The 25708-nt window shown below is 64.1% G+C and carries 22 protein-coding genes; 13 read left to right on the top strand and 9 right to left on the bottom strand.

Annotated elements, in window-relative coordinates:
* Nucleotides 1–40 precede the first annotated feature (40 nt).
* A complete protein-coding gene (locus DM374_RS21790) occupies nucleotides 41–949 on the top strand; it encodes a LysR family transcriptional regulator (RefSeq protein WP_110971760.1) in 909 nt (302 codons plus the stop codon).
* Between the two features lie 77 nt (nucleotides 950–1026).
* A complete protein-coding gene (locus DM374_RS33515) occupies nucleotides 1027–1200 on the top strand; it encodes a hypothetical protein (RefSeq protein ID WP_175652214.1) in 174 nt (57 codons plus the stop codon).
* Here the strand turns inward: DM374_RS33515 and DM374_RS21785 are convergent.
* Entirely contained in the window at nucleotides 1184–2080 is an 897-nt protein-coding gene (locus DM374_RS21785) for a helix-turn-helix domain-containing protein (protein ID WP_110971759.1), read from the bottom strand. The two genes, DM374_RS33515 and DM374_RS21785, sit on opposite strands and share 17 nt — an antisense overlap.
* 165 nt (nucleotides 2081–2245) lie before the next feature.
* On the opposite strand from DM374_RS21785, the gene pobA reads away from it, so the two are divergent.
* Together pobA and DM374_RS21775 are read left to right on the top strand one after the other, a co-directional pair.
* Entirely contained in the window at nucleotides 2246–3436 is a 1191-nt protein-coding gene (pobA, locus tag DM374_RS21780; RefSeq protein WP_110971758.1) for a 4-hydroxybenzoate 3-monooxygenase, read from the top strand.
* Nucleotides 3437–3582: 146 nt separating this feature from the next.
* Nucleotides 3583–4983: an MDR family MFS transporter gene (locus DM374_RS21775; protein WP_110971797.1), complete on the top strand. Its 1401-nt coding sequence runs from the start codon at nucleotides 3583–3585 to the stop codon at nucleotides 4981–4983.
* A 7-nt stretch (nucleotides 4984–4990) separates the two neighbouring features.
* Here DM374_RS21775 and DM374_RS21770 read toward each other — a convergent pair whose 3' ends face one another.
* Together DM374_RS21770 and DM374_RS21765 are read right to left on the bottom strand one after the other, a co-directional pair.
* The gene (locus DM374_RS21770; protein ID WP_110971757.1) at nucleotides 4991–5875 is read right to left on the bottom strand and encodes a DMT family transporter; all 885 of its coding nucleotides are present in this window, start codon (nucleotides 5873–5875) and stop codon (nucleotides 4991–4993) included.
* A 157-nt stretch (nucleotides 5876–6032) separates the two neighbouring features.
* Entirely contained in the window at nucleotides 6033–6665 is a 633-nt protein-coding gene (locus DM374_RS21765) for a TetR family transcriptional regulator (RefSeq protein WP_110971756.1), read from the bottom strand.
* Nucleotides 6666–6929: 264 nt separating this feature from the next.
* On the opposite strand from DM374_RS21765, the gene DM374_RS21760 reads away from it, so the two are divergent.
* The 4 genes from DM374_RS21760 to DM374_RS21745 all read left to right on the top strand — a co-directional run bounded on the left by DM374_RS21760 (nucleotide 6930) and on the right by DM374_RS21745 (nucleotide 14194).
* Complete coding sequence (locus DM374_RS21760) at nucleotides 6930–8081, top strand: efflux RND transporter periplasmic adaptor subunit (RefSeq protein ID WP_110971755.1); 1152 nt, start codon at nucleotides 6930–6932, stop codon at nucleotides 8079–8081.
* Between the two features lie 3 nt (nucleotides 8082–8084).
* A complete protein-coding gene (ttgB, locus tag DM374_RS21755) occupies nucleotides 8085–11237 on the top strand; it encodes a multidrug efflux RND transporter permease subunit TtgB (RefSeq protein WP_110971754.1) in 3153 nt (1050 codons plus the stop codon).
* Nucleotides 11234–12652, top strand: a complete 1419-nt coding sequence (gene adeC / locus DM374_RS21750) for an AdeC/AdeK/OprM family multidrug efflux complex outer membrane factor (RefSeq protein ID WP_110971753.1) — start codon at nucleotides 11234–11236, stop codon at nucleotides 12650–12652. The genes ttgB and adeC overlap by 4 nt, the downstream gene beginning before the upstream one ends.
* A gap of 288 nt (nucleotides 12653–12940) precedes the next feature.
* On the top strand, nucleotides 12941–14194 hold the full coding sequence (locus tag DM374_RS21745; protein ID WP_110971752.1) for an OprD family porin: 1254 nt from the start codon (nucleotides 12941–12943) through the stop codon (nucleotides 14192–14194).
* Between the two features lie 97 nt (nucleotides 14195–14291).
* Here DM374_RS21745 and DM374_RS21740 read toward each other — a convergent pair whose 3' ends face one another.
* Complete coding sequence (locus DM374_RS21740; protein WP_110971751.1) at nucleotides 14292–15197, bottom strand: TauD/TfdA dioxygenase family protein; 906 nt, start codon at nucleotides 15195–15197, stop codon at nucleotides 14292–14294.
* A 183-nt stretch (nucleotides 15198–15380) separates the two neighbouring features.
* Between DM374_RS21740 and DM374_RS21735 the strand changes: the two genes are divergently transcribed.
* Nucleotides 15381–16307, top strand: a complete 927-nt coding sequence (locus tag DM374_RS21735) for a LysR family transcriptional regulator (protein ID WP_110971750.1) — start codon at nucleotides 15381–15383, stop codon at nucleotides 16305–16307.
* Here DM374_RS21735 and DM374_RS21730 read toward each other — a convergent pair.
* Nucleotides 16264–17310 carry an ABC transporter substrate-binding protein gene (locus DM374_RS21730; protein ID WP_110971749.1) on the bottom strand — a complete coding sequence of 349 codons (1047 nt, stop codon included), beginning with the start codon at nucleotides 17308–17310 and terminating at the stop codon, nucleotides 16264–16266. The genes DM374_RS21735 and DM374_RS21730 overlap by 44 nt on opposite strands.
* 286 nt (nucleotides 17311–17596) lie before the next feature.
* Here DM374_RS21730 and DM374_RS21725 point away from each other — a divergent pair, with 286 nt between their 5' ends.
* The 3 genes from DM374_RS21725 to DM374_RS21715 are packed head-to-tail and all read left to right on the top strand — an operon-like array spanning nucleotide 17597 to nucleotide 21622.
* On the top strand, nucleotides 17597–19189 hold the full coding sequence (locus DM374_RS21725; protein ID WP_110971748.1) for an ABC transporter permease: 1593 nt from the start codon (nucleotides 17597–17599) through the stop codon (nucleotides 19187–19189).
* Nucleotides 19186–20010 carry an ABC transporter ATP-binding protein gene (locus DM374_RS21720; protein ID WP_110971747.1) on the top strand — a complete coding sequence of 275 codons (825 nt, stop codon included), beginning with the start codon at nucleotides 19186–19188 and terminating at the stop codon, nucleotides 20008–20010. The genes DM374_RS21725 and DM374_RS21720 overlap by 4 nt, the downstream gene beginning before the upstream one ends.
* Nucleotides 20011–20020: 10 nt before the next feature.
* The gene (locus DM374_RS21715) at nucleotides 20021–21622 is read left to right on the top strand and encodes an arylsulfatase (protein ID WP_110971746.1); all 1602 of its coding nucleotides are present in this window, start codon (nucleotides 20021–20023) and stop codon (nucleotides 21620–21622) included.
* 107 nt (nucleotides 21623–21729) lie between these two features.
* On the opposite strand, the gene DM374_RS21710 is transcribed toward DM374_RS21715, so the two are convergent.
* Nucleotides 21730–22419, bottom strand: a complete 690-nt coding sequence (locus DM374_RS21710) for a Crp/Fnr family transcriptional regulator (protein ID WP_110971745.1) — start codon at nucleotides 22417–22419, stop codon at nucleotides 21730–21732.
* Nucleotides 22420–22510: 91 nt separating this feature from the next.
* Between DM374_RS21710 and DM374_RS21705 the strand changes: the two genes are divergently transcribed.
* Nucleotides 22511–23035, top strand: a complete 525-nt coding sequence (locus DM374_RS21705) for an Mpo1 family 2-hydroxy fatty acid dioxygenase (protein WP_110971744.1) — start codon at nucleotides 22511–22513, stop codon at nucleotides 23033–23035.
* Between the two features lie 92 nt (nucleotides 23036–23127).
* On the opposite strand, the gene pcaC is transcribed toward DM374_RS21705, so the two are convergent.
* From pcaC to DM374_RS21685, 3 genes are read right to left on the bottom strand one after another with little or no spacing between them, the layout of a single operon-like run.
* Nucleotides 23128–23520: a 4-carboxymuconolactone decarboxylase gene (pcaC, locus tag DM374_RS21695; RefSeq protein ID WP_095154770.1), complete on the bottom strand. Its 393-nt coding sequence runs from the start codon at nucleotides 23518–23520 to the stop codon at nucleotides 23128–23130.
* A 12-nt stretch (nucleotides 23521–23532) separates the two neighbouring features.
* Nucleotides 23533–24324 carry a 3-oxoadipate enol-lactonase gene (gene pcaD, locus DM374_RS21690; RefSeq protein ID WP_110971742.1) on the bottom strand — a complete coding sequence of 264 codons (792 nt, stop codon included), beginning with the start codon at nucleotides 24322–24324 and terminating at the stop codon, nucleotides 23533–23535.
* A gap of 10 nt (nucleotides 24325–24334) precedes the next feature.
* On the bottom strand, nucleotides 24335–25699 hold the full coding sequence (locus DM374_RS21685) for a 3-carboxy-cis,cis-muconate cycloisomerase (protein WP_110971741.1): 1365 nt from the start codon (nucleotides 25697–25699) through the stop codon (nucleotides 24335–24337).
* Nucleotides 25700–25708 lie beyond the last annotated feature (9 nt).

Below are 25708 nucleotides of genomic sequence, written 5' to 3'. Positions count from 1 at the left end.
CGATGCTTGGACATAGTTTGTTTCAAGAATCGGGCAAATCATGGACCGTCTTACCGCAATGCGGGTCTTCGTCACCGTCGTCGACCTGGGCAGCCAATCGGCCGCCGCCGACCATCTGGACATGTCGCGCCCAGTGATCTCACGCTATCTGGCGGACCTGGAGAACTGGGTCGGCGCACGCCTGATGCAGCGCACCACGCGCAAGCTGAGCCTGACCGCCGCCGGTAACGAAATTCTCCCGCGCTGCCGGCAGATGCTCGACCTTGCCGGCGACCTGCAGGCGGCCGTCAGCACCCCGGACGAGGCACCGCGCGGCGAGCTGCGGATCAGCGTCAGTACCTCGTTCGGCCAGGCGCAACTGGTGGACGCGGTGGCCGAGTACGTCAAACGCTACCCGCTGGTGAAGATCGAACTGCAGATGCTCGACCGCACCGTGAATCTGGTGGATGAGCGCATCGACCTGGCGATCCGCACCAGCAACGATATCGACCCGAACCTGATCGCCCGGCGCCTGAGCGTCTGTAATTCGGTGATCTGCGCCTCGCCCGAGTACCTGCGGCGACACCCTGTGCCAACGCGGGTGGAGGAACTGAGCAACCACAACTGCCTGACCCACTCCTACTTCGGCCGCAGCCTCTGGCACTTCGAGGTGGCCGGCGAGAACGTCGCGGTGCCGGTGCACGGCAACATCAGCGCCAACGAGGCACTGACCCTGCAACAGGCAACTCTCGCTGGTGCCGGCATCGCCATGCTGCCGACTTACTTGTCGGCCGGAAAACTGCGTAACGGCGAACTGATCCGCCTGCTGCCCGACGCCAGACCCATGCCGCTGAACCTCTACGCCGTGTACACCTCACGCAAGCACATGCCGGCGACGCTGCGCAGCATGCTGGACTTCCTCGCCGAGCGTTTCACCGACATCCCGGAATGGGACCAGGCGCTGGCCTGAGCAACTTGCGCGGTGCTGGACTATCCTCGTAGCAACATGCGAGTAACAGCATGTGTTGGTCGCCGGAGGTCAGCATCATGGGTGTCAAAACCGCAAAATGCGCCATCGTCCTGGGTATCGTCGCCGTCATGGGGCTTTATGCAACTGCTGCCTACCGGGTCGAGCAGACCCGTAACCAGCCGTGGTCCGCCGCCAGTTGCGGCCTCGCCCACTGCGTGCCGCACACCGCCACCCTCAGTGCGCTGAGGTAAGCCCGGTCTCGTTGGGTTCGCGCTGGCGAAAGGCCCGGGGTGACAAGCCCGTCAGACGGCGGAAGAACCGCGAGAAATACGCCGGATCGGCGAACCCCAGGCTGTCCGCCAACTGGTTGATGCTCAGGGTGGTGTAGATCAGCTCGCGCTTGGCCTCCAGCAACAGCCGCTGGTGAATGATCTGCAGCGCCGACTGCCCGGCCAGTTCGCGGCAGAGGGTGTTCAGCGACGTCACCGAAACCCCCACCTGATGCGCCAGGTCCTCCACCGCGGGGTGCTGGCGAAAGCTGTGTTCCACCAATTGATTGAAACGGCGCAACTGCTCGCGGCCGCGCTCGGGCACCTGCGCACCAGCCTGGCGTTGCAGGTGTCGGCGGCTGATCCACACCACCAGCAGGTTGATGATCGAACGCAGTTGCAGATCGCGGCCCGGCTGGTCGGTCTGGTATTCGGCCTGCAAGGTGCTGAACAGGCTGTAGAGATAGTCGGCATCGGCGCCGGCCAGCCAGGTGCCGGCCTGAGTCAACGGCGCCGGAGCGCTACCCAATTGCTGGTGGAGCAAGGCCACCAGCGGCGCGGCGAGGGTCACCACATAGCCGTCGACATCCTCGGAAAAACGAAAACCGTGCACGCACAGCGGCGGCACCACTTGCAGCGCCGGCTCGCGCAGAGTGCGCGCCTGGCCTTCCAGTTCCACCTCGGCGGTGCCCCGGTAAAGGAACAGCAACTGGCACAGATCGGCGTGCCGGTGCGGCTCGATTTCCCAATGGTGCAAGCGGCTGCGGGCCGGGATCGACTCGCTGTGGAGCAGATCGGGGGTCGGCCAGTCGAGGGACTCGCCGTAGAGCTTGAACACCGGAATCGCCGCTTTTGCCACCATCGTCCGCCCCTTGGGTGAATGCCCGATAATCGCCCGTATTGGCGAAAAGTACAGTTTTGCTGTGCCTTTATCCCTTCTTCCGCCGCTATTACAGGCGAAAAATACAGGCGCTCACCACTATAAGATGCCTTCGGCGTTCAGCTGAAGCTGCCTGGGACAATAACAATGAAAACTCAAGTCGCAATCATCGGTGCCGGTCCGTCCGGTCTCCTGCTCGGCCAGTTGCTGCACAACGCCGGGATTTCCAACGTCATCGTCGAACGCCAGAGCCCTGACTACGTGCTCGGCCGCATCCGTGCCGGCGTGCTGGAACAAGGCATGGTCGACCTGCTGCGCGAGGCCGGGGTTGGCGAGCGCATGGACGCCGAAGGCCTGCCCCATGATGGTTTCGAACTGGCCTTCGACGGTCGCCGCGAACACATCGACCTCAAGGGCCTGACCGGCGGCCAGGGCGTGATGATTTACGGCCAGACCGAAGTCACCCGCGACCTGATGGCCGCTCGCCAAGCCTGCGGCGCCGTCACTGTCTATGAGGCGACAAACGTACAGCCTCATGAACCGAAGTCCGAGCAGCCCTGGCTGACCTACGAGAAAGACGGCCAGGTGCATCGCCTGGACTGCGACTACATTGCCGGCTGCGATGGCTACCACGGCGTCGCCCGGCAATCGATCCCGGCCGATGCGCTGAAGGTGTTCGAGCGGGTCTACCCGTTCGGCTGGCTGGGCATCCTCGCCGACACCCCGCCGGTCAACGACGAACTGGTCTACGCCCGCCACGAGCGCGGCTTCGCCCTGTGCAGCATGCGTTCGCCGACCCGCACCCGTTACTACGTTCAAGTGGGTGCCGAAGAGAAAGTCGAGGACTGGTCCGACGAGCGCTTCTGGGACGAACTCAAGACCCGCCTGCCCGCCGACCTCGCCGAACGCCTGGTGACCGGGCCGTCGATCGAAAAGAGCATCGCGCCGCTGCGCAGCTTCGTGGTCGAACCGATGCAGTACGGACGGATGTTCCTCGTCGGCGACGCCGCGCACATCGTCCCGCCAACCGGCGCCAAGGGCCTGAACCTGGCCGCGAGTGACGTCAGCACCTTGTTCAACATCCTGCGCCGGGTCTACGCCGAAGGCCGCACCGACTTGCTGGAGCAATACTCGTCCATCTGCCTGCGGCGGATCTGGAAGGCCGAACGCTTCTCGTGGTGGATGACCTCGATCCTGCACCGCTTCCCTGACAGCGACCCGTTCAGCCAGCGCATCCAGCAGACTGAACTGGATTACTTCGTCAGCTCCGAGGCGGGGCGCAAGACCCTGGCGGAAAACTACGTCGGGCTGCCTTACGAGGCCATTGCAGACGCTTAGCAAGCTATCGGATAGACTCGGACATACTTTGCTTCGATCTTCAGGGCCTCATCGCTGCGGTCCTGAAGACTCCAATAAGTAACGAGCCTGCCGTGACCCAACTGAGCACACCCCAACCCGCCATCAAGACCGTCCTCGTCGCGCTGATGCTGGCCATCTTCCTCGGCGCCCTCGACCAGACCATCATCGCCGTATCGATGCCGGCGATCTCCGCGCAATTCAACGATGTTGGCCTGCTGGCCTGGGTGATCTCCGGCTACATGGTGGCGATGACCGTGGCCACGCCGATCTACGGCAAGCTCGGCGATTTGTATGGGCGGCGACGGATGATCCTGTCCGGCACGGCGATCTTTACTCTCGCTTCGGTGTTCTGCGCCGCCGCCCAGAACATGGAACAACTGGTGCTGGCGCGGGTACTGCAAGGCATCGGCGCTGGCGGCATGGTCTCGGTCAGTCAGGCGATCCTCGGCGATCTGGTGCCGCCTCGGGAACGCGGGCGCTATCAGGGCTACTTCAGCAGCATGTACGCGGCGGCGAGTGTGGCCGGGCCGGTGCTCGGTGGCCTGCTGACCGAGTACCTGTCGTGGCGCTGGGTGTTCTGGCTGAACCTGCCGCTGGGCCTGACCGCCTGGTGGGTGACCCGCAACAGCCTGCGCGGGCTGGCGACTCCGCAGCGTCAGGCCAAGGTCGATTATCCCGGCGCCTTGCTGTTGATCCTCGGCCTCACTGGCCTGCTGCTCGCCATCACCCTGATCGGCCAGGGCCACCCGTGGCACAGCCAGGCGGTGCTGGCGCTATTGGCGGCCGCGCTGTTCGGTCTGACGCTGTTCGTGCTCTATGAACGCCGCGCGCCGGAACCGCTGCTGCCGCTGAAGCTGTTTGGCAACCGGGTCGCGGTGCTGTGCTGGTGCACCATCTTCTTCACCAGCTTCCAGGCCATTTCGCTGACCATGCTGATGCCGCTGCGCTACCAGAGCATCACCGGCGCCGGTGCCGACAGCGCCGCGCTGCACCTGCTGCCGCTGGCCATGGGCCTGCCGATCGGGGCTTACTGCGCCGGTCGCCTGACCAACATGACCGGCCGCTTCAAGCCACAGATTCTCTTCGGCAGCGTGCTGATGCCGCTGTCGATTGTCGGCATGGCGCTGAGCCCACCCTCCTCCGGCCTGCTCAGCGGGCTGTTCATGCTGCTGACCGGCATCGCTTCCGGCACCCAGTTCCCGACCTCGCTGGTGGCGACCCAAAGTGCGGTGCAACAGCAGGACATCGGCGTCGCCACCAGCACAACCAACCTGTTTCGCTCGCTCGGCGGCGCAGTAGGCGTGGCCCTTATGTCGGCCTTGTTGCTGGCGATGTTGCAAGACGGCGGCTACACCCTTGCGGGCGAAGCGCTACTTGGTAGCCTGCGCACCGGTGAGGCGAGCCTGGCGGTGCAGGCCGAGCTGTCGGTTACGTTCCGCAACCTGTTGCTGGGCAGTGCGGCGATTTCGCTGTTCGGCCTGGCGGCGGCGCTGGCCTTGCCCAATCGCGAGCTGCGCGGTCACTGACCGACGTTCAACCGCGTCGCTGCACCCAGGCCACGGCCAGGCCGCTGAGGCAGATGATGGAGATGCCGACTACGCCAAAGACGTCCGGGCTGTGGTCGAAGATCAGGTAGCCGAACATCCCGGCGAAGATAATCTGGCCATAACTGAACGGCGCCAGCATCGCCGGCGCGGCATGGCGGAAGGCCTGGGTCAGAAGCATGTGACCGAGCATTCCGCAGGTGCCGAGGCAAAGCATGAACAGGGCGTGGCTGAAGGTCGGCACGCTCCAGAAGAACGGCACCAGCGCGGTCATGATCAGGCTGTTGAAGATCCCGGTGAGGAAGTTGCTGGTGGTCGGGCTGTCGGTGGCGCTGAGCTTGCGGGTCAGCAACTGATAGCAGCCAAAGCAGAAGGCCGAACCCAGCGGCAGCAGGATCGCCGGGGTAAACAGCGCGCCACCGGGGCGAATCACGATCAGCACGCCGACAAAGCCGGCGAGCACCGCGATCCACTGCCCACGACTGACCCGCTCACCCAGCAGCGGCACCGACAATGCGGTCACCAGCAACGGCGCGAGAAAGTTGACCGCCGTGGCTTCAGCCAGCGGGATATACCGCAAGCCGGTGGTGAACAGCAGGCTGGTGCCGATCAGGCACAACGCCCGGGCCAGTTGCAGCAGCGGCCGCCGCGTGCGCACCACCGCCGACAGCCCGGTGCGCGGCACAAATACCACCAGCATCAACAGGGTGTGCACCACATAGCGCGCCCACACCACCATGACGATGGCGTAGAAACCGGACAGGTATTTGGACAGGGCGTCGTGGCTGGCGAACAGCAGCACCGCCAGGCAGATCAGGGCAATCCCCCGCAGCGGTTGCTCGGCGCCTCGAAGGGACGGAATCTGCGCGGTCATGTGCGGACTCGATGAAGAAAATTTAATTAGCCAGCTAAGTATCCACCTGGACCCCAGCACCCATAATGACGACGCCAGGCGGATTCTTGCTCAGCCCGGCGTCGGAAACAACTCAACTCAATTGGAAATACAAAGATTCACAAACGCTCACAAAACCTCAATTGCGCAGGGCCGGGCTCACGCGCAGCATGTCGAGCCCTGTATCGACCCAGCGTTCCGCATCGTTGAACAGGTCAAAACTGTCCGGCAACAGCAGCCAGCGTCGGATCAATCCGTCGATGTAGGCAAACAACGCCACGGCCGCGCGCTCCGGGTCGACATCGGTCGGCAACTGCCCGCGCTTGATGGCGTTGCCCAGTGAGCGGGTGATGCGTTCGTGACACTCGACGGTCGCGCTCTGGCGCTGGAGACGGATCTCGCACATCTCGTCGGTGAATTCACATTTGTGATGAAGGATTTCATTGATACGCCGCGTCTTCGGGTCGCTGGCCATCTGGTGCATCAACTGCACCAGCAGCTTGCGCATGCAGCCCAGCGGGTCGAGTTCGTCCTCGCTTTCGCTGGCCTGGGCCAGGGCGTCCAGCGGCTCTTGCAGGCTGTCGAGCAGGGCCTGCACCAGTTCGGCTTTATTGTCGAAATGCCAGTAGATGGCACCACGGGTCACGCCAGCCAATTCCGCGATGTCGGCAAGGGTGGTACGCGCAATCCCGCGCTTGTAAAAGGCTTTTTCCGCAGCTTCGAGGATCTGGTTACGGGTTTCCTGAGCTTCCTCTTTGGTTCGATGGACCATGGCAGTACAACCTCATCAAGGAGCCGGCCACCTGCATCGGGCGACCGATTTCTGATCCGGTGCGACCTGGGTGGGGCCGCGTTCCGGGTGTTCTAGTTTCGTGCCTTGCGCAATGAGAAGACAAGGTAACGGGTGTTTACAAACAAGCATGAATGTAAGTATATTCATTAGCATGCTACTTATCCAGCCGGATAGAGTTTTTTCCTACATCCCGTTTTCTATTACTCTTGAGCGTCTTCAGCTCTTTCTGACCCGAGGATCTTCATGCAACTCAAGCCAGCTGTTTCCGCTCTGGTTTCCGCCGTCGCCCTGGCAACACTGCTCAGCGGCTGTAAAAAGGAAGAAGCGGCGCCCGTGGCGCAGATTCCTCAGGTCGGCGTCGTCACCCTTCAGGCCCAACCCTATACCCTCGTCTCCGATCTACCAGGTCGCACCATTGCGTACCGGGTGGCGGAAGTGCGTCCGCAGGTAAACGGCATCATCCTCAAGCGCCTGTTCAAGGAAGGCAGCGAGGTCAAAGACGGCCAGCAGCTCTACCAGATTGACTCGGCGGTCTACGAGGCGACCCTGGCCAGCGCCAAGGCCAACCTGCAATCGACCCGCTCGCTGTCCGAGCGCTACAAGCAGCTGGTGGCCGAACAAGCCGTCAGCCGCCAGGAATTCGACGACGCCCAGGCCAAACGTTTGCAGGCTGAAGCGACGCTGAAGAGCGCCGAGATCGACCTGCGCTACACCAAGGTCCTCGCGCCGCTGAGCGGCCGTATCGGGCGCTCCAACTTCACCGAGGGCGCGCTGGTCAGCAACGGCCAGACCGACGCCATGGCCGTGATCCAGCAACTGGACCCGATCTACGTCGACGTCACCCAGTCCTCGGCCGAGCTGCTCAAGCTGCGTCGCGAGCTGGAAAGCGGCCGCCTGCAGAAGGTCGGCGAGAACGCCGCCAAGGTCACCCTCAACCTGGAAGACGGCAGCACCTACGCTCAGGAAGGCCGCCTGGAGTTCTCCGAAGTCTCGGTCGACCAGACCACAGGTTCCGTGACCCTGCGCGCCGTGTTCCCCAACCCGGAGCACAACCTGCTGCCTGGCATGTTCGTCCACGCGCGCCTCAACAACGGTGTGAACGCCGCCGCCATCCTCGCGCCGCAACAAGGCGTGACCCGCGACCTGAAAGGCCAGCCGACCGCCCTGGTGGTCAACCAGGACAACAAGGTCGAGCTGCGTCAGCTCAAGGCCAGCCGTACCGTCGGCAGTGACTGGCTGATCGAAGAAGGCCTGAACCCAGGCGACCGCCTGATCACCGAAGGCCTGCAATACGTCAAGCCGGGCGCCGAAGTGAAGGTGAGCGAAGCCACCAACATCAAGCCTGCCCAGCCAACCCAGGCCAATGCCGCGACCGCAGGGGCCAAAGGGGAATAAACCATGTCGAGATTCTTTATCGATCGCCCGATCTTCGCCTGGGTGATCGCCCTCGTGATCATGCTGGTCGGGGCGCTGTCGATCCTCAAGCTGCCGATCAACCAGTACCCGAGCATCGCCCCGCCAGCGATCGCCATTGCCGTGACCTACCCGGGCGCTTCCGCGCAGACCGTGCAGGACACCGTGGTCCAGGTGATCGAGCAACAGCTCAACGGTATCGACAACCTGCGTTATGTATCGTCGGAAAGTAACTCCGACGGCAGCATGACCATCACCGCGACCTTCGAGCAGGGCACCAACCCTGACACCGCGCAGGTCCAGGTGCAGAACAAGCTGAACCTGGCCACCCCGCTGCTGCCGCAAGAAGTGCAGCAGCAGGGTATCCGCGTGACCAAGGCGGTGAAGAACTTCCTGTTGGTGATCGGTCTGGTGTCGGAAGACGGCAGCATGACCAAGGACGACCTGGCCAACTACATCGTCTCCAACATGCAGGACCCGATCTCGCGGACCGCCGGTGTCGGTGACTTCCAGGTCTTCGGTGCCCAGTACGCGATGCGTATCTGGCTCGATCCGGCCAAGCTGAACAAGTTCCAGTTGACCCCGGTAGACGTGAAAACCGCCGTTGCCGCGCAGAACGTCCAGGTGTCGTCCGGTCAGCTCGGCGGCCTGCCCGCCCTGCCCGGCCAGCAACTGAACGCGACCATCATCGGCAAGACCCGCCTGCAGACCGCCGAGCAGTTCGAAAAGATTCTGCTCAAGGTCAACCGCGACGGTTCGCAAGTGCGCCTGGGCGATGTCGCCAAGGTCGCGCTGGGTGGTGAAAACTACGCGGTCAGCGCCCAGTTCAACGGCAAGCCGGCCTCTGGTCTGGCCGTGAAACTGGCAACCGGCTCCAACGCCCTGGATACCGCCAAGGCGCTGCGCAAGACCATCTCCGACCTCGAACCGTTCTTCCCGCCAGGCATGAAGGCCGTATTCCCGTATGACACCACCCCGGTGGTGACCGAATCGATCAGCGGCGTGATCCACACCCTGATCGAAGCGATCGTGCTGGTGTTCCTGGTGATGTACCTGTTCCTGCAGAACTTCCGCGCTACGGTCATCACCACCATGACGGTGCCGGTGGTATTGCTGGGCACGTTCGGCATCCTTGCCGCTTCGGGTTTCAGCATCAACACCCTGACCATGTTCGCGATGGTCCTGGCCATCGGCCTGCTGGTGGACGATGCCATCGTCGTGGTGGAAAACGTCGAGCGGGTGATGTCCGAAGAGGGGCTTTCACCCAAGGAAGCGACCAAGAAGTCCATGGGCCAGATCCAGGGCGCACTGGTCGGTATCGCCTTGGTACTCTCGGCGGTGCTGCTGCCGATGGCCTTCTTCGGCGGCTCCACGGGTGTGATCTACCGGCAGTTCTCGATCACCATCGTTTCGGCCATGGGCCTGTCGGTGCTGGTTGCCTTGATCTTCACCCCGGCGCTTTGCGCCACCATGCTCAAGCCGGTCAAGAAAGGCGAGCACCACACGGCCAAGCGCGGCTTCTTCGGCTGGTTCAACCGCAACTTCGACCGCAGCGTGCAGAGCTACGAGCGCGGCGTGGGTAACATCCTGCGCCACAAGGCCCCGTATTTCCTCGCCTACATCCTGATCGTGGTCGGCATGGTCTGGCTGTTCATGCGCATCCCGACTGCGTTCCTGCCCGAGGAAGACCAGGGCGTGCTGTTCGCCCAGGTGCAAACCCCGGCCGGCTCCAGTGCCGAGCGCACCCAGGCGGTGGTCGATGAAATGCGCGCCTACCTACTGGACAAGGAATCCGATACGGTCGCCTCGGTGTTCACCGTGAACGGCTTCAACTTCGCGGGCCGCGGCCAGAGCTCGGGTATGGCCTTCATCATGCTCAAGCCGTGGGGCGAGCGCTCTGCCGAAAACAGTGTGTTCAACCTGGCAACCCGCGCCCAGCAGCACTTCTTCACCTTCCGCGACGCGATGGTGTTCGCCTTCGCCCCGCCTGCGGTACTGGAGCTGGGTAACGCCACCGGTTTCGACGTGTTCCTGCAGGACCGCGCCGGTGTCGGCCACGCCAAGCTGATGGAAGCCCGCAACCAGTTCCTCGGCATGGCAGCGCAAAGCAAGATCCTGTCCGCCGTGCGTCCGAACGGCCTGAACGACGAACCGCAGTACCAGTTGACCATCGACGATGAACGCGCCAGCGCACTGGGCGTCACCATCTCCGATATCAACAACACCCTGTCGATCGCCCTCGGTGCCAGCTACGTCAACGACTTCATCGACCGTGGCCGGGTCAAGAAGGTCTACCTCCAGGGCGAAGCCTCGTCGCGGATGAGTCCGGAAGACCTGCAGAAATGGTACGTGCGCAACGCCGCTGGCGAGATGGTGCCGTTCTCCTCCTTCGCCAAGGGCGAGTGGATTTACGGTGCGCCGAAGCTGTCGCGTTACAACGGTGTCGAAGCAATGGAAGTCCTCGGTGCGCCAGCCCCTGGCTACAGTACCGGTGAGGCGATGGCCGAGGTCGAACGCCTGGCCGCTCAACTGCCAGCCGGTGTCGGCTTCGCATGGACCGGCATGTCGTATGAAGAGAAGCTGTCGGGCTCGCAGATGCCAGCACTGTTCGCGCTGTCGCTGCTGATGGTGTTCCTGTGCCTGGCAGCACTGTACGAAAGCTGGTCGATTCCGATCGCGGTCGTGCTGGTGGTACCGCTGGGTATCATCGGTGCACTGATGGCGGCCAGCATGCGCGGGCTGTCCAACGACGTGTACTTCCTGGTGGGGCTGCTGACCACCATCGGTCTCGCGGCGAAGAACGCGATCCTGATCGTCGAGTTCGCCAAGGAACTGCACGAACAGGGTCGCAGCCTCGCCGACGCCGCCATCGAAGCCTGCCGCATGCGTCTGCGCCCGATCATCATGACCTCGCTGGCGTTCATCCTCGGCGTGGTGCCGCTGACCATCGCCACCGGTGCAGGTTCGGGCAGCCAGCACGCCATTGGTACCGGAGTGATCGGCGGTATGATCACGGCCACCGTTCTGGCCATCTTCTGGGTGCCACTGTTCTTCGTTAGCGTGTCGTCGCTGTTCGGCAGCAAAAAGCCCGAAGAAGACGCCACACCTGAAACTCCACGCTATGAGGCTGGGCAATGACCAAGTCCCTGATATCCCTGGCGGTCACCGCGTTCATCCTGGGAGGATGTTCGCTGATCCCCGAGTACAAGACCCCTGAGGCACCGGTGGCGGCTGAGTGGCCGGCAGGCCCGGCCTACTCGCCGGCCGAGTCGGCCCAGGTGGCCGCCGCCGAGCAAGGCTGGCGCCAGTTCTTCCACGACCCGGCGCTGCAGCAGCTGATCCAGGGTTCGCTGGAAAACAACCGCGACCTGCGGGTCGCGGCGCTGAACATCGACGCCTACCGCGCGCAGTACCGCATCCAGCGCGCCGACCTGTTCCCGGCAGTCTCGGCCAACGCCAGCGGCCAACGCCAGCGCACGCCGGCGGACATGTCGCAGACCGGTCAGTCGACCATCAGCAGCCAATACTCGGCCACCATCGGCGTCAGCGCCTATGAGCTGGACCTGTTCGGCCGGGTGCGCAGCCTGAGCCAACAGGCCCTGGAAACCTACCTGTCCAGTGAACAGGCGCGCCGTTCGACGCAGATCGCCCTGGTGGCCAGCGTCGCCAACGCCTACTACACCTGGCAGGCCGACCAGGCCCTGCTCAAGCTGACCGGCGAGACGCTCAAGACCTACGAGGAAAGCTTCAAGCTGACCAAGCGCAGCAGCGACGTCGGCGTGGCCTCGGCCCTGGACCTGAGCCAGGCGCGTACCGCGGTCGAAGGCGCCCGGGTCAAGCTGGCGCAGTACCAGCGCCTGGTGGCCCAGGACCTCAACAGCCTGACTCTGCTGGTCGGCGCCGGTCTGCCGGGCAACCTGCCGGCGGCCCTGCCGCTGGACGGCGACCTGCTCGCGGAAATGCCGGCCGGCCTGCCATCGGACCTGCTGACCCGGCGTCCGGACATCATGGAAGCCGAGCACCTGCTCAAGGGCGCCAACGCCAATATCGGCGCTGCCCGTGCGGCGTTCTTCCCAAGCATCAGCCTGACCGCCAATGCCGGGACCCTGAGCTCCGACATGAGCGGCCTGTTCAAGGGCGGCTCCGGCACGTGGCTGTTCCAGCCGCAGATCAATCTGCCGATCTTCAATGCCGGTTCGCTCAAGGCCAGCCTCGATTACTCGAAGATCCAGAAAGATATCAACATCGCCAAGTACGAAAAAACCATCCAGACCGCCTTCCAGGAAGTCTCCGATGGCCTGGCAGCGCGGCAGACCTTCAACCAGCAGTTGCAGGCCCAGCGCGATCTGGTCGCCGCCAACCAGAATTACTACCGCCTGGCCGAGCGTCGCTACCGTATCGGCGTCGACAGCAACCTGGTGTTCCTCGACGCTCAGCGCAACCTGTTCAGTGCCCAGCAGTCGCTGATCACTGACCGGCTGTCGCAGGTGGTCAGCGAGGTCAACCTGTACAAGGCCCTCGGTGGCGGCTGGTACGAGCGGACGCAGCTTTAAGCTGCAAGCCGCAAGCCGTAAGCCGCAAGAAGAAGCAGTCCGCGTTGGGCTGCTTTTTCTTTCTGCTTGAAGCTTCAAGCTTGAAGCTGCCCCTCTGAACTAACTATTCAGTTAGTGTTCGATAATCGCCCATTACCGCCTGTAACGAATTGATTCGTCCCCGCCCGTCACAGCACCATCCTCTTGCCGCTTTTCCCAACGCAAACCCCAAAGACGCAACCCGGCCTGTGACCCTTTTCAGTCATGGCGGATGGTTTCGCTTACATAAAAACAAGAGACACATTGACGATGAACACTCCGCACCCAGCACGACACCTGCTTCCCGGCTTCATTGCCATGACTTGCGCCCTCCCCGCCCTGGCTGCTGAAAGCGGCTTCGTCGAGGACGCCAAGGCCTCCCTGAACCTGCGCAATTTCTACATCAACCGCAATTTCGTCGACCCGGCCAACGCTCAGGGCAAAGGCGAGGAATGGACTCAGAGTTTCATCCTCGACGCCAAGTCCGGCTTCACCCAAGGCACTGTCGGCTTCGGTGTCGATATCCTCGGTCTGTATTCGGTCAAGCTCGACGGCGGCAAAGGCACTGCGGGCACACACCTGCTGCCGGTGCATGACGACGGTCGCCCGGCCGACGATTTCGGTCGTCTCGGTGTGGCGCTGAAAGCCAAAGTGTCGAAGACCGAACTGAAAGTCGGCGAGTGGATGCCGGTGCTGCCGATTCTCCGCTCGGACGACGGTCGCTCGCTGCCACAAACCTTCCGCGGTGGCCAGCTCACCTCGCAGGAAATCGACGGCCTGACCCTCTATGCCGGTCAGTTCCGCGGCAACAGCCCGCGCAACGACGCGAGCATGGAAGACATGTTCATGAACGGCCGTGGAGGAATCACCTCCGATCGCTTCAACTTCGCCGGTGGTGAATTCACCTTCAACGAAAAGCGCACCCTGATCGGTCTGTGGAACGCGGAACTGAAGGACATCTACCAGCAGCAGTACATCAACCTGGTGCACAGCCAACCGCTGGGCGACTGGACCCTGGGTGCCAACCTCGGTTACTTCCTCGGCAAGGAAGATGGCTCGGCCCGTGCCGGCGACCTCGACAACCGCACCGCCTCGGCCCTGCTTTCGGCCCGCTACGGTGGCAGCACCTTCTACGTCGGCCTGCAGAAAGTCAGCGGCGACGATGCCTGGATGCGCGTCAACGGCACCAGCGGCGGCACCCTGGCCAACGACAGCTACAACTCGAGCTTCGACAACGCTCAGGAACGCTCCTGGCAAGTGCGCCACGACTACAACTTCGCCGCCCTCGGCGTACCCGGTCTGACCCTGATGAACCGCTACATCAAGGGCGACAACGTGCACACCGCCGCGGTGGACGACGGTGAAGAATGGGCACGGGAATCGGAACTGGCCTACGTGATTCAGAGCGGTGCGCTGAAGAACCTGTCGATGAAATGGCGTAACTCGACCATGCGTCGGGACTACAGCACCAACTCGTTTGATGAGAACCGGCTGATCATCAGCTATCCGATCGGGATTCTCTGAGGTTTCAAGGGCCTCATCGCTGGCAAGCCAGCTCCCACAGGTTTTGCGGTGCATGCAAAACCTGTGGGAGCCGGCTTGCCGGCGATGCTTCTGAAGGTCAGGCGCCTTTTACCGTCCGGCTCCGCTCCCCCGCCACACTCACCGGCACATCCCCCTGCAGCGTCACCCGGCGCACCACCCGCCCCTGGGTGCCGTAGTCATCCACCGCGTAATGCTGGGTCGCGCGGTTGTCCCAGATTGCCACGTCACCCGCCTGCCAGCGCCAGCGCACGGTGTTCTCCAGACGCGTCACATACCCCTGCAACAAGCTGAACAGATGCTGTGAATCGTTCTGCGAATACCCCTTCAGGCGTTTGACGAAATGTCCCAGCAGCAGGTGCTTCTCACCGCTGACCGGGTGCACCCGCACCACCGGATGCTCGGTCTCGTACACGGTCGAAGTGAAGATCCGACGATAACTTTCCAGTTGCTCGACGCTGACATTGGGCTTGGCCCCGGCGTAGTCGTATTCGTTGCTGTGCACTGCCCACAGCTCTTCGGCGAGGGCCTTGAGCGCCGGCGACAGGTCGTTGTAGGCCGTCGCGGTGTTGGCCCAGACCGTGTCGCCGCCAGACACCGGCGCCACCACCGAGCGCAGGATCGAGGCCTTGGGGTAAGCGTCGACAAAGGTCACGTCGGTGTGCCAGGAGTTGGCGCGGCGCCCTTCGCCGCCATCCAGTTCCAGCAGGTAGCGAGTGCCGTCACGCACTGGCACCGTGGGGTGGGCGATCGGCTCGCCGAGCAGGTGGGCGAAGGCTTCCTGGCCCTGGTCGTCGAGGTGGTGCTGGGCGCGGAAGAACAGCACCTTGTGTTCCACCAGCGCGGCCTGGATGGCCTCGATCAACGCCGGCTCCAGATCGGCGCTCAGTTGCACGCCACGCACTTCGGCGCCGATGCGTCCGGCGACCGGGTGAATGTCCAGCGCATGGCTGACAGGGGTTGCGGCGAGTGCGGCATTGCTCATGGTTCAAACCCTCATTGGCTGACGACACGGAAGTTGTCTTTGGAACAGTGCTCTATCGTTATGCAAATAAGTACTAACAGATAGATAACTGCTTCATTGACGGAATAAGAGCTTGCATTTAAAACCCCAGTCTCCCGTGGCGGCAAATACCTTCGCCCTATTTTTGAAATGCCGGAAATGCATATGGATCTTCGTCAACTGCGCTACTTCATCGCCCTTACTGAACACCGCAGTTTCGTTCGCGCGGCCGAGGCCATGGGTATCACCCAGCCGGCATTCAGCCGCAGTATCCAAGGCCTGGAGCAGGAATTCGGCTGTGTGCTGGTGGACCGCGGCAACAAGGACCTGCGCCCCACGCCCGAAGGCCAGGTGGTCCTGCAGCACGCCTTGCGCCTGGTGCAGGGCGCGGCGCAACTGAGCAGCGAAGTGCTGCAGATGACCAAGCTCGATGCCGGCGAACTGCGCTTCGGCTGCGGTCCGGCGCCGGCAGCGGAACTGGTGCCGCGGGCGCTGGCGCAGTTCGTCAACGCGCACCCGAAAGTGCGCACCCGCCTGCAGGTGGATAACTGGGAAAAACTCAGCCGCGCGTTGAACCGTGAGGAAGTCGAATTTTTCGTCGCCGATATCCGCCATTTCGAGGCCGACCCGAATTTCCAGACCCAAGCCCTCACGCCCCGCCGCGGCCTGTTCTTCTGCCGCCCTGGCCACCCGCTGCTGGCCAAGGACAGCCTGTCCACCAACGACATGTTCGACTACCCGCTGGCTACCTCGCTGATCCCGCCAGGAGTGCGCAAGCTGCTGGCCAACCTGAGCGGCAAGACCGACTTCTCACCTCAGGTGCAAACCGAACACCTGCCGACCCTGTTACGCGTGGTGCAGGACAGCAACGCCATCGGCATCGGCACCGAAGAGGCTTTTTCCGCGTACATCGGCCGCAGCGAGTTAGTCCAGTTGCACTGGCGCAACCTGCCCACCAACCTCGACAGCCTCAGCGCCCGCTGCGGCATTGTCAGCCGCAGCGGTTACCGCCTCTCGCCGGCTGCCCGGGCGATGATCGAAACCCTGGTTACTCTTGACCGCCAGCCTGTGCCACAGGAACTGGCCGGATAGCCTGGGGCGCCAGCCACTGGTTGACCTGGAACGGCTTGCGAATCAGCCGTTCCTTGGCCGCCAGGTCCACCGAGGCCTGCAGGCGGGTGAGGAACTGCTCGTCGAGGGTAGCGGGGAAAATCTGGCTCAGGTGCTCGTCCTTCAGGTCATGGGTGAGGATCGCCGGCGGGTAGCTGGCGCGGGACGAGACCAACTGCACATAGGCGTCCTTGTTGCCGTCACTGGTCAGCCACTGCACCGCGGGCTGCTGCGCGGCGAGGAACTTCGCCACGATCTCGGGATGGGCATCGATAAACGCACCGGACCCTACCAGCACCGCCTGGACATTGCCGGCGCCGCCCAGGTCGCGGGTGCTCAGCGGCAGTTCGGCGAGGCCGCGCTCTTTCAGCGCGGTGATCCCGGTCGAGCCCCAGGTGGCGTCGATCTGTTTGGCGGCCAACGCGGCAATGGCGGCGTTGAAGTCCAGGTTGATGACTTTCAGGTCTTTCTCGCTCAGGCCCTGACTGGCCAGCGCGGCATCGAATGACAGTTGCGTGGCGGTGCCACGGAATATCGCCACCCGCTTGCCCTTGAGGTCCTGCAGCGTCTTGATGCCGCTGTCCGGGGCGACGCCGAGGTAGTGCTTGACCCCGCGCGCTGTGGCCGCGAGCAGCCGGGTATCGACGCCATTGGCCTTGCCGATGATTGCCGCCAGATCGCCCAGGTAGGCGAAGTCGACCTGGCCGTTGGCGAACGCCTCGTTGATCACCGGACCGGCGCCCTTGAAGTAGTTCCACTGGATGCTGATGCCGTCGGCGGCGAAGGCTTTTTCCAGCAGTTGCTGCTCCTGCAACACGTCGGTGATGCCGCCCCCCGAGTGCTGAGTGCCGGCGCTCAAGTCAGGCACAGCGATGCGGATCTGCTTCACCTCGGCGCCTAGCGCTTCGGCAGGCAACCAGCCGACGACAGCGGCCAGGGCGGGGACGGCGAACAGGCTGAAAACACGGTTGAGCGACAGGTTCATGGCACGCGGCTCCTTGTAATGGTGCCGCCACCTAACGCTATTCCGTCGCGCAAGTTAAATACTAAGAAATTACATTTTAATAACTTTATTACATATGAGCGCTGGAGCCGGCGTCCTTATGGGCTATGCATGAAGCACACGAAAAATATGCTTCGAATGCATTGGCCGCTGCTTTGACTGTGCGCTTTAAATGCATTTCTTATTACCCGATCGAATTTATCAATCAATAAATAGATCAATAAGAACTAAGTAAAGAACCGCCTGTGCAGCCAATCCGGAGGTCTTCATGGCCCACGCTTCCCGCTCAGCCTTGCCGCTGACCGACCCGCCCACCGCGCAAGGTTTCAACCGCCTGCCCTGGCAGCGGTTGAACGCCTGGTATCTGCCGCTGGCGCTAGCCGCGCTGTGGTGGCTGGCGAGCCGTCATGAATGGATGAGCGAACAGATCCTGCCACCGCCTTCACTGATCTGGAGCAGCGCCGTCGAGTTGGGCCACGGCGAACTCTGGCTGCACCTGGGCATCAGCCTCTGGCGGTTGTTCGTCGGCCTGCTGCTGGGGGTCAGTGCCGGCGCGGTGCTCGGCGCCTGGCTGGGCTTCAGTCGGCGCAGCGAGCGCCTGGTGCTGCCGACCTTCAACACGCTTGCGCAGATTCCGACCCTGGCCTGGGTGCCGCTGTTCATGGCGCTGTTCGGCATCGGCGAAACCCTCAAGCTAGTGGTGCTGGTCAAGGCGATCATCGTGCCGATCACCCTGCACACCCTGGTCGGCGTGCGTGATGCCCAGCCCCGTCTGCGTGAAGCTGCCGCAGTGCTGCGCCTGCCGCCGCACCTGTTGATCACCCGGCTGATCCTGCCAGCCGCGCTGCCGTCGTTCTTCGCCGGCCTGCGCCTGGCGCTGGCCACCGGCTGGACCTCGCTGCTGGCGGTGGAACTGCTGGCCTCCAGCGAAGGCATCGGCTACCTGATGGTCTGGGCGCGGCAACTGTTCATGCTGGATATCGTTTTCGTCTGCATCGCGGTGATCGGCGTGATCGGCCTGCTGATGGACCATGGCCTTGGCTGGCTCGACCGTCGCCTGTTGCACTGGCCACATCCGGCGACTGCCGAACTGCGGATCCAGCGCCTGCGCGGCGTCGAGCGGTTGCAGGCGCTGATTCTGCCGCTGGCCCTGCTCGCCCTCTGGCAGGTGGCGAGCCAGGCCGAGTGGGTCGACGCCAATATTCTCGCGGCGCCGCTGGCGGTGCTCGACACCCTTGGCAACGGCGTGATCGACGGCAGCCTCAGCGGCTCGCTGGCGATCAGCCTCGGCCGCGCCCTCGGCGGTCTGCTGCTGGGTGGCGGGCTGGGTCTGCTGTTCGGCTTGTTGCTGGGGCTGTCGTCACGCGCCGAGCAGTTGCTCGGTCCGAGCCTCTCCGGGTTGCGGCAGATTGCCCTGTTCGCCTGGGTGCCGCTGCTGACCGCCTGGTTTGGCCTGGGCGAACTGGCCAAGTGGGTATTTGTCGGCCTGGCGGCGTTCTTCCCGTTGTTCATCGCCACCCAGCGCGCCGTCGCCAGCGTCTCGCCGCAACTGCACGAAGCGGCCCGGGTGCTGCGCCTGAGCCGCTGGCAGCGCCTGCGCCGGCTGGTGCTGCCCAACGCCGCGCCGGGGATCTTCGCCGGCCTGCGCATCGGCCTGATCTATTCCTGGCTCGGTACCATCGGCGCCGAATACTTCATGCCCTCGGGCGGTGGCATCGGCAGCCTGATGATCGCCGCCCAGCAACTGCTGCGTATGGACCAGATCATGGCCGGGATGCTTCTGGTCGGCTTCACCGGCGCCCTGCTCGGCGCCCTCGGACAACATATCGAAGCGCGTGCCACGCGCTGGAGACGCGCATGAATGCACAGGTTTCCCCTCTGGTCAGCTTTCAACAGGTCAGCAAGCGCTTCGCCGTCAGCGATGGCGATGTCGAAGCGCTGCGCGACTTCAACCTTGATATCCGCGAAGGCGAATTCGTCGCCATCGTCGGCGCCAGCGGCTGCGGCAAGTCCACCCTGCTGCGCCTGCTGATCGGCCTCGACAACGACTATCAGGGCCAGATCCTGATCGACGGCAAGCGGGTCAGCGGCATCGGCAGCGAGCGCGGCATCGTCTTCCAGGAGCACCGCCTGTTCCCCTGGCTGACGGTGGCCGAGAACATCGAGCTGGGCCTGGTCAACGAAGCACTGGACGCTGCGACGAAACAGCAGCGGGTCAAAGACTTCATCGCCCTGGTCGGCCTGCACGACTTCAGCGCCGCCTACCCGCACCAGCTTTCCGGTGGCATGGCCCAGCGCGTGGCGATCGCCCGCGGCCTGGTGGCCAGCCCGCGCATCCTGCTGCTGGACGAACCCTTCGGCGCCCTCGATGCCCTGACCCGCCAGCAGATGCAGGACGAACTGCTGGCGATCCGCGAGCGGGCGCGCATCACCACGTTGCTGGTGACCCATGACGTCGAGGAAGCGATCTTCCTCGCCGACCGCGTGGTGGTGCTGGAGCCCCGGCCAGGGCGGATCAAGCGCGTGGTCGAGATCGACCTGCCGCACCCGCGCCAGCGCGCCAGCCTGGACTTTCACCTGCTGCGGGAAACCTTGCTGCACGAACTGACCCGCGACGACCGCTACCTGCCGACACCGGCACCGCGGATCCACGACCTGCCCCTGACTTACCTGGCCTGCTGAGGAGCGCTTCATGAGCCATCGCCCCAACTTCCTGGTCATCGTTGCCGACGATCTGGGCTTCTCCGACATCGGCGCGTTCGGCGGCGAGATCGCCACGCCGAACCTTGACGCCCTGGCCAGCGCCGGCCTGCGCCTGACCGATTTTCATACTGCGCCAACCTGCTCGCCGACCCGCTCAATGCTGCTCACCGGCACCGACCACCATATCGCCGGCATCGGCACCATGGCCGAGGCGCTGACACCTGAACTGATCGGCAAGCCCGGCTACGAGGGCTACCTCAACGACCGCGTGGTGGCCCTGCCGGAACTGCTCCGCGAAGCCGGCTACCAGACGCTGATGAGCGGCAAATGGCACCTGGGCCTGACCGCCGAGCTGGCGCCTCACGCCCGCGGTTTCGAACGTTCCTTCGCCCTGCTGCCGGGCGCCGCCAACCACTACGGCTTCGAGCCGACCTACGACGACGACACCCCGGGCCTGCTGAAATCCACCCCGGCGCTGTACATCGAAGACGACCAGTTCATCGACGAGTTGCCGAAGGATTTCTATTCCTCCGACGCCTTCGGCGACAAGCTGCTGCAGTACCTCAAGGAGCGCGACCAGAGCCGGCCGTTCTTCGCCTACCTGCCCTTCTCCGCGCCGCACTGGCCACTGCAGGCGCCGGCCGACGTGGTCGAGCGCTACAAGGGCCGCTACGACGCCGGCCCCGAGGTGCTGCGCCAGGAGCGCCTGGAAAAACTCCGCGCCCTCGGCCTGATCGCCGCCGACACCGAGGCCCATCCGGTGGACGGCCAGTGGCAGGCGCTGAGCGACGAACAACGCCAGCGCTCGGCGCGGTCGATGGAGGTCTACGCGGCGATGGTCGAGCGCATGGACTGGAACATCGGCCGGGTGCTGGACTACCTGCGCAACCAGGGCCAGCTGGACAACACCCTGGTGCTGTTCATGTCCGACAACGGCGCCGAAGGCGCGCTGCTGGAAGCCTTCCCGAAATTCGGTCCGCACCTGGCCAGCTATCTCGACCAGCATTACGACAACAGCCTGGAAAACATTGGCCGGGCCAACTCCTACGTCTGGTACGGCCCACATTGGGCGCAGGCGGCCACCGCGCCGTCGCGGCTGTTCAAGGCCTTCACCACCGAAGGCGGCATCCGCGTACCGGCGCTGCTGCACTACCCGGCGCTATCGCGGCAGAAACAGATCAGCCATGAATTCAGCACCGTGATGGACATCACCCCGACCCTGCTCGACCTGGCGGGGGTACGCCATCCCGGCAAGCGCTGGCGCGGCCGCGATGTCGCGCCGCTGCGGGGCAAGTCGTGGCTGGGGTATCTGTCGGGCGAGACCGAGCAGGTGCACGACGAACACACCGTCACCGGCTGGGAACTGTTCGGCCGCCGGGCGATTCGCCAGGGGCACTGGAAAGCGGTGTATATCCCGGGACCGGTGGGGCCGGCGACCTGGCAGTTGTATGACTTGAGTCGGGATCCGGGGGAAATTCATGACCTGGCAGCGGAACAGCCGGCGAAGCTGGAGGCACTGTTGGGGGAATGGCAGAAGTATGTGGAGGAGACTGGGGTGATTTTGAGTCAGTCGCCGTTTCAGCCGGATTGATGTGATCTTTAGGGCCTCATCGCTGGCAAGCCAGCTCCCACAGGTATCTGGCGACACCGCACCCCGTGGGAGCTGGCTTGCCAGCGATGAGGTCCGCAAGACCACCCTCACTTCCCAGCCAACCGCTGCAACCGCCCCGGATCAAGAATCTCGATCTCGCCATAACTCAAGCGCACCGCCCCGTCCTGCTCCAGCGCCTTGAGAATCTGGTTGGTGGTCTGCCGCGACAGCGACAGCATCAGCGCCAGTTGCTCTTGGGACAACTGCAACACCCGCCGCTCACCATCCACCTCGCCGTACCCCGCCGCCATCTGCAACAGCCGATACGCCAAGCGCGGGGCGGCGCCCATCAGGCTTTGCTGTTCCAGAGCGACAAACGCCAGACGCAACTTGTGGCTCATCAACAAGGCGAACTCGCGCCAGTACGCCGGTTGCTGGTCAAGCAGGCTCAGCAAGGTCGCCTGTGGCACTCGCAGCAGCGTGGTCGGGCCTTCGGCGAAGGCGTCATGAGTACGCGGCTGGCCGTCGAACAGGCAGATTTCGCCAAACCAGTGCGGCGGTTCGATCAGGGTCAACAGCGCCTCCTTGCCCCCGGCATTCACCGCGCCGATCCGCACCGCGCCCACCAGTACCGCATACAGCCCGCAGGGCGCATCGCCGCGCTGGAACAGGCGCTCGCCGGCGGCCAGCGCGCGCGGGCGGGCGGCGTCCAGCAGGCTATCCTGCAACGCAGGTGAGAGTTGCCGGAACCAGTGACCATGCAAGAGTTGCTCGCGCCAGGCGCAACGATCGTTCATCCCAAGCCTCGAAAAGTGACTCTGTCGGCCAGGCGACAGACTGGCGCCCGGCCGCAGTCCATGCTGGGCCATCCCAACAGGAGGAATAACAATGAAAAACCTCGTGGAACACCTGAGTCAATATGCCAGCTACCACCGTGACCCGCGCAACATCGCGACCCACTTCGTCGGTATCCCCATGATCGTGGTGGCGGTCACCGTGCTGCTGTCACGGCCGGGACTTGAAGTGGGCGGGCTGTGGCTGTCGCCGGCTTTCGTCGCGGCGCTGGCGTCGGTGTGGTTCTACCTGCGCCTGGACCTGCGCTTCGGTGTGGTGATGAGCGCCCTTCTCGGAGCCTGCCTGTGGGCTGGGCAAGCGCTGGCGGTGCAAAGCACGTCGGTATGGCTGGTGGCCGGGCTGGGGCTGTTTTTCGTCGGCTGGGTAATCCAGTTCGTCGGGCATTACTACGAGGGGCGCAAGCCGGCGTTCGTCGACGATATCAGCGGGCTGATCGTCGGGCCGTTGTTCGTGGTGGCGGAGCTGGCGTTCATGCTGGGGATGCGGCCGGAGTTGAAGGCGGCGGTGGAACACAATGCAGGGCCGGTGGCGATTCGGCAGAAAAAGGCTGTGGTTTGATTCGAGGGCCTCATCGCCGGCAAGCCGGCTCCCACAGGTACTGCGTGCACCAACCTGTGGGAGCCGGCTTGCCGGCGATGAGGCCCTGAAGATCAAGCCCTGGACTCAACCCCCAACTCATCCCACACCGATTCCGCCAGGTGGAAGGTGGCATTGGCCGCCGGAATTCCGCAGTAGATCGCGCTCTGCATCAGCACTTCCTTGATCTCATCGCGGGTCACGCCGTTGTTGGCGGCGGCGCGCAGGTGCAGTTTCAGTTCGTCGTTGCGGTTCATACCGATCAGCATGGCGATGGTGATCAGGCTGCGGGTGTGCCGCGGCAAGCCCGGACGGGTCCAGATATCACCCCAGGCGTGGCGGGTGATCATTTCCTGGAACTCGCTGTTGAACTCGGTCAGGTTGGTCAGGCTGCGGTCCACGTGGGCATCGCCCAGTACCGCGCGACGCACTTGCATGCCAGCGTCGTAACGTTGTTTCTCATCCACGAAAACAGCTCCTCAACGGGCCAGCAGAAAATCGATGACGCGGCGGCTGAACGGCTCGCCCACTTCAACGTTGGACAGGTGCGCAGCGTGGAACTCGGCGAACTCGGCACCGGCCACCCGCTCCTGGATAAACAGGCTGCCCGACGGCGGGGTCACCGCGTCGGCGCTGCCGGCGATGACCAGCAGCGGCGCCTTGATTTCGCCCAGTTGATCGCGGAAATCAGCATCGCGAACGGCGCCGCAGTTGGCCGCGTAACCTTCAGGCGAGGTGGACGCGAGCATGTCGGTGATGCGCTTGGCCTGATCCGGGTTGGAACCGGCAAACGCCGGGGTGAACCAGCGCTCGATGGACGCATCGCGCAGGCCGACCATCGCCGCCTCGCGGTCACGCAGGACCATCTCGATGCGCGGGTTCCAGATCTCCGGCGTGCCGATCTTGGCTGCGGTATTGCAGACGATCAGGCGATTCAGGCGCTCCGGCGCATTGATGCCCAGCCACTGGCCGATCAGACCGCCCATGGACAGGCCGCAAAAATGCACCCGGTCCAGCTTCAAGGCATCCAGCAGCGCCAGCACGTCGCGGCCCAGTTGCTCGATGCTGTACGGGCCATCGGTGACCAGCGAATCGCCGTGGCCGCGGGTGTCGTAGCGCAGCACGCGGAAATGCGTGGCGAAGGCCGGCACCTGGGTGTCCCACATGTGCAGGTTGGTGCCCAGCGAGTTGGACAGCACCAACACCGGTGCGCCTTCAGGGCCATCGAGCTGGTAGTTCAGAACGCCATCGGCGAGTTGTACGCTTCCCACAGCAGCCTCCTCAGGCTTTGAATCGTTGATGTTCGGCCAGCGCACGCTCGACCCAGGCGCGGGCCTGGCCGAGGTAGTGAGCCGGGTCCAGCAGACGGTCGAGTTCGTCTGCCGACAGTTCGCCGCTCACCTGCGGATCGTCGCCGAGCACGGCGCGCAGATGGCGTTGTTCGGCGACCGCGCGTTTGCAGCAGGTCTCCAGCAGATGGTGCGCGGCATCGCGGCCCAGGCGCTGGGCGAGAACGATGCTCACCGCTTCGGCCAGGACCAGGCCCTGGGTCAGGTCGAGGTTGCGGCGCATGCGCTCGGCGTCCACTTCCAGGCCCTCGGCGATGATCCGCGCCTGACGCAGCGCGCCCGACACCAGGCAGCAGATTTCCGGTAGGGTTTCCCATTCGGCGTGCCACAGGCCGAGGCTGCGCTCGTGCTCCTGGGGCATGGCGGCGAACAGCGTGGCGAGCAGGCCAGGGACACGGGTCGCGGCGCCGATCAGCACGGCGGCGCCCACTGGGTTGCGCTTGTGCGGCATGGTCGAGGAACCGCCCTTGCCCGGTGCCGACGGCTCGAAGACTTCTCCGGCTTCGGTCTGCATCAGCAGGCTGATATCGCGGCCCAGCTTGCCCAGGGTGCCGGCGACCAGGCCGAGCACCGAGGCGAATTCCACCAGACGGTCGCGTTGGGTGTGCCAAGGCTGTTCCGGCAGGTTCAGGCCCAACTGGTCGGCCAGCGCTTCGGCCACCGGCAACGCCTTGTCACCCAGCGCCGCGAGGGTGCCGGACGCGCCGCCGAACTGCAGGGTCAGCAGGCGCGGTTTGAGTTCGCGCAGGCGCTGGCGATGACGGACCAGGGCGCCGAGGGTGCCGGCGAGCTTCATGCCCAGGGTCACCGGGGTCGCGTGCTGCAGCCAGGTGCGCCCGGCCAGCGGTGTGTCGGCGTGGGCGCGGGCCTGGGTGGCGAGGGCGTCGGCCAAGTGCGCCAGTTCGTCGTCGATCAGGGCCAGGGCATCACGCAATTGCAGGACCAGGCCGGTGTCCATCGCGTCCTGGCTGGTAGCGCCGAGGTGCACGTAGCGCTCGGCCTCGGCCACGCCGCTGGCGATCACCTTGCCCAGCGCCTTGACCAGCGGAATCGCCGAGTTGCCGGCGATGCCGATGGCTTCTGCCAGGGCGGCGAAATCGTAGCGTTCGGCCTTGCAGGCCAGTTCGATCGGCGCCACCACCACTGCCGGGATCACCCCGACGGCGGCTTCGGCACGGGCCAGTCCGGCTTCGAAATCGAGCATGCCCTGGATGCGGCCACGGTCGGAAAAGATCTCGCGCATGGCGGGCGCGGTGAAGTAGGCATCGAACAACTGGTTGCCCGGTCGTGGAGTCATGACAGGTCC

This window comes from Pseudomonas huaxiensis (assembly GCF_003231275.1).
Lineage (GTDB): Bacteria > Pseudomonadota > Gammaproteobacteria > Pseudomonadales > Pseudomonadaceae > Aquipseudomonas > Aquipseudomonas huaxiensis.
This window is presented reverse-complemented; position numbering and strand designations above follow the sequence as displayed.